Genomic DNA, 3,889 nt, shown 5'->3' on the forward strand with positions numbered 1-3,889 from the left:
CGGCGACCCCGTCGGGGGTGCCCCTCGCGCAGCCGCTGCCGTTCACGGCCACGGTGTGGCCGGGCGCCGCGGCCCGCACGCGGCCCGAGCCGAAGGTCGAGCCGGACCGGATCGGACCGTTCACCAAGGTGCAGTGGGCAGGCGCTGTCGTCGTCGGCGGTGGCGGGCTCCTGGTCGCGGCGGCGCTGGCGGTCGTGTTCGTGCGGTGGCTGCTGTCGATGCCGTGGGGTCAGGACTTCCTCGCCGCGTACCCGGGTGAGTACCACCTGCCCGCGGGTGCACCGGTCGGATTCCCGGCGTGGCTGGGGTGGCAGCACTTCTTCAACGTGTTCCTGATGGTGCTGATCATCCGGTCGGGGCTGCAGGTGCGCACCGAGAAGCGGCCCACCGTGTTCTGGTCGCCGCGCACCAACGCCAAGCGCAAGATCAGCATGAACCTGTGGTTGCACCAGTCGCTCGACATCCTGTGGCTGGCCAACGGCGCGATCTTCGTGGTGCTGCTGTTCGTCACCGGGCAGTGGATGCGGATCGTTCCCACCTCGTGGGAGGTGTTCCCCAACGCGCTCAGCGCCGGGCTGCAGTACGTCTCACTGGACTGGCCCACCGAGAACGGCTGGGTCAACTACAACTCGCTGCAGCAGCTGGCGTACTTCGTCACCGTGTTCCTCGCCGCCCCGCTCGCCGCGATCACCGGCGTGCGGATGTCGGGGGTGTGGCCGAAGAACGCCACGGCCCTGAACAAGGCCTACCCGGTGGAATGGGCACGCGCGATCCACTTCCCAGTGATGCTGTACTTCGTCGCCTTCATTGCGGTGCACGTGTTCCTGGTGTTCGCCACCGGAGCTCTGCGCAACCTCAACCACATGTACGCCGCGCAGGGGTCCCACGATCCCGACGCCTACGCCGCGAACTGGACCGGGTTCTGGCTCCTCGTCGCCTCGCTCGTGGTCATCGCCGCCGCGTGGATCGCCGCCCGGCCCCTCGTGCTCGCCCCGATCGCGCGCCTGTTCGGCAAGGTCTCGGGTCGCTGATCGGCTGAGCCGTCAGTCCTCGACGCGAAGGCCCGCCAGTTCGGCGAGCGCGGGAGCCATGAGCTGAAGCTGCTCGGGCGAGATCGTCGCGCCACGCAGGCCCGCCAACCCCACGACTTCTCGCAGGTCGGCGCCGCGCAGGTCGACGTCGGTGAGGCTGGCGCCGCCGACATTCAGCGCGCCGATCCGGCAGCCCCCGAACGCGACTCGGCGAGCCGTCGCGTCGAGCAGGTCGATCTCGTCGATCGTGCAGTCCTGGAATGCGACGTCGAGCAGATCGGTCGCGCGCAGGTTCACGAATCCGAGCCTGCAGCGGGTGAACCGGATGCCGCGCCACGCGCCGTCGTAGGCCTCGACGGATCCGAACCTGCTGTCGCGGATCTCGACATCGCGCAGTCCGGCGCGGGCGGCCGTCACCACCGGAACGTCGACGCCATCGAACACGGACTCGACGATGCGTGCGCCGCGGAGCGTCCACGAGTCGAGCTCGAGCTTCGTGAAGCGGCATCCGTCGATCGTCGTCCCGACGCCGATCTGCCACTCGTCGAGCGCGATGCCGGCGTAGGCGGTGCCCTCGAACTGCTCCGATGCGAACATGCCGGAGTCGCCGGCGGCCAGGCCGGTGAGCCGCGACCCGTCGAAGTCGAAGGACGGCGGCTCGGTGCCCTGTGGCCTGCCGGGCCGCGCGGAGCGCTTGGTCATCGCGGCCACCCTAGCTCGTGGCGCCGACACCGCGCGCGGGCGGGGGATAACCCGAACGGAAGTCTCCGGATGGCTCGGGCGCGCGAGGAACCCGTGCACCCCTACCGTGGGGACATGACCTCCTCGGCCTCTCCTCCCGCTCATCCGGTGACGCGCCCGGCGCAGGTTGCGGGCGCCGTTGCGCAGCTCGCCGTGCTCGGCGTCGTGGGCCCCGTCCTCCTCACCATCGTGCTCTCGATGCTCGGGCTCGGGCTCGGGCTCCTGTTCATCCTCGGCATCGGGCTGCTCGTGCTCGTCGCACTCGTGTACGTGCTGTTCGCGCTCGGCTGGCTCGAGACGCAGCGGGTGGAGGGGCTGTACGGCTTCGGACTGACCGCACCCCACCCGCGAACCAGCGGTCGGGCCGGCTTCGGCGGCTTCGTCCGCACGGTGTGGCTGCAGGCGATCAACCCCACGACCTGGCGTGCGATCGCGAACATCGCGATCGCGTCGGTCCTCGGCTGGGTCGTCGTCGCGCTCGCAGGCCTGATGGCGTCGGGGGTCGTGCTGACCTTCTCGCCCCTGTTCGCGCAGTCCTCCGCTGTGCGGCTCGCGCGCACGGGCATCGAAGTGCCGCTGGCCTGGAGCATCCCGGTCGGCCTCCTCGCGGTGCTGGCGTCGGCGGCGGCCCTCATCGGACTGGGCGTGCTGCACGGAGTCATCGCCCGCGCGATCCTGGTGCCCTCGCGCGAGGCGCAGCTCGCCGAGGCCGTCCGCACCTCGACCGTGCAGCACGCCGGCGCCGTCCGCGCCGCCGACGTCGAGCGATCGCGCATCGAACGCGACCTCCACGACGGCGTGCAGCCGCGGCTGGTGTCGGTCGGAATGACGCTCGGCCTCGCGCAGCAGAAGATCGATGCCGACCCGAACGCCGCCAAGGCCCTGATCTCGGAGGCGCACACCTCGACGAAGGCGGCCATCACGGAGCTCCGGCAGCTGGCCCGCGGCATCCACACGTCCGTCCTGGACGACCGCGGTCTGGATGCGGCGCTCTCTGCGCTGGTCGGCCGGTCGGTGATCCCGGTGCACATGGATGTCCGGCTGGACGGGCGCTGCAGTCGCAACGCAGAGGCGGCCGCGTACTTCGCGATCGCCGAGGCGCTCACGAACGCCACGAAGCACTCCCGCGCGACCGAGGTGCGCCTGGTGGGGCGGCTGCGCGAGCCCGGGGTGCTGTGGGCTCGCGTCGAAGACAACGGCGTGGGCGGCGCGCGCATCGTGCCGGGGGGCGGGCTCGACGGCATCGTGAACCGGGTGATCGCGGCAGGCGGCGAGGCGCGCATCGACAGCCCGGTCGGCGGGCCCACCAGCGTGGAGGTGAGCATCCCGTGCGCATCCTGATCTGCGAGGACTCCGCCCTTCTGCGCGCGGGACTCGTGCGGGTGCTCGAAGACGCCGGCCACGACGTCGTCGCGGCGCTCCCCGACGCCTCTCGACTCGACGAGACGGTGGATGAGACGGCTCCCGAGCTCTGCATCATCGATGTGCGGCTGCCGCCGCGATGGACCGACGAGGGCATCCGCGCGGCGCTGTCGCTGCGGACGCGGCTGCCGGATCTCGCCGTGCTCGTGCTCTCGCAGTACGTCGAGGAGCGCTACGCCGCCGACCTGATCGCCTCCAGCGGTGGTGCGCTGGGATACCTCCTGAAGGATCGCGTCGCCGACGTCGGGGACTTCCTCGACGCCGTCGAGCGCATCGCGGCGGGAGCGACCGTGCTCGATCCGGAGGTCGTGGCCCAGCTCCTCAGCCGCCGGACGAGAGACGAGCGGATGCTGCGGCTGACCGACCGCGAAGCCGCGGTGCTCGCGCTCATCGCAGAGGGACGCTCGAACCAGGCCATTGCGCGGACGCTGAACGTCTCCGAGGGGAGCGTCGAGAAGCACATCACCGCGGTCTTCCAGAAGCTCGAGCTCGAACCCGACGAATCCGGAAACCGCAGGGTCCTCGCCGTCCTGGCGCACCTCGAACACGGCAGCCCGGTCCCGCCCCCGCCCGCTCCACCGCGGGGCGGCCCGAACCCGCCGACCGGAACGACATCGAGCGGCCGCGCGCCGCAGACAGGAACGAACCGATGAGCACGACCGTCACGCCGCCTCCGCCCGCCCCCGGAACGCCCG

At 71.3% G+C, this 3,889-nt stretch carries 4 protein-coding genes; 3 read left to right on the forward strand and 1 reads right to left on the reverse strand.

All coding sequences use genetic code 11. The annotated features are described in order from the left end of the window. Positions 1-1,031, forward strand: a 1,031-nt coding sequence (locus tag EIO58_RS14065) for a cytochrome b/b6 domain-containing protein (protein ID WP_240658863.1), incomplete at its 5' end; no start/stop codon positions are given. Positions 1,032-1,043: 12 nt separating this feature from the next. On the opposite strand, the gene EIO58_RS14070 is transcribed toward EIO58_RS14065, so the two are convergent. After that, positions 1,044-1,733, reverse strand: coding sequence for a pentapeptide repeat-containing protein (locus tag EIO58_RS14070; protein WP_127820061.1), 690 nt, complete (start codon positions 1,731-1,733; stop codon positions 1,044-1,046). Positions 1,734-1,847: 114 nt separating this feature from the next. Between EIO58_RS14070 and EIO58_RS14075 the strand changes: the two genes are divergently transcribed. Beyond that, a complete protein-coding gene (locus EIO58_RS14075; protein ID WP_127820062.1) occupies positions 1,848-3,113 on the forward strand; it encodes a sensor histidine kinase in 1,266 nt (421 codons plus the stop codon). Then, on the forward strand, positions 3,101-3,847 hold the full coding sequence (locus EIO58_RS14080) for a LuxR C-terminal-related transcriptional regulator (protein ID WP_127820063.1): 747 nt from the start codon (positions 3,101-3,103) through the stop codon (positions 3,845-3,847). Before EIO58_RS14075 ends, EIO58_RS14080 begins: the two co-directional genes overlap by 13 nt. Positions 3,848-3,889: the final 42 nt, after the last annotated feature.

Origin of the sequence: Microbacterium sp. CPCC 204701, from assembly GCF_004010105.1 — a bacterium.
GTDB lineage: Bacteria > Actinomycetota > Actinomycetes > Actinomycetales > Microbacteriaceae > Microbacterium.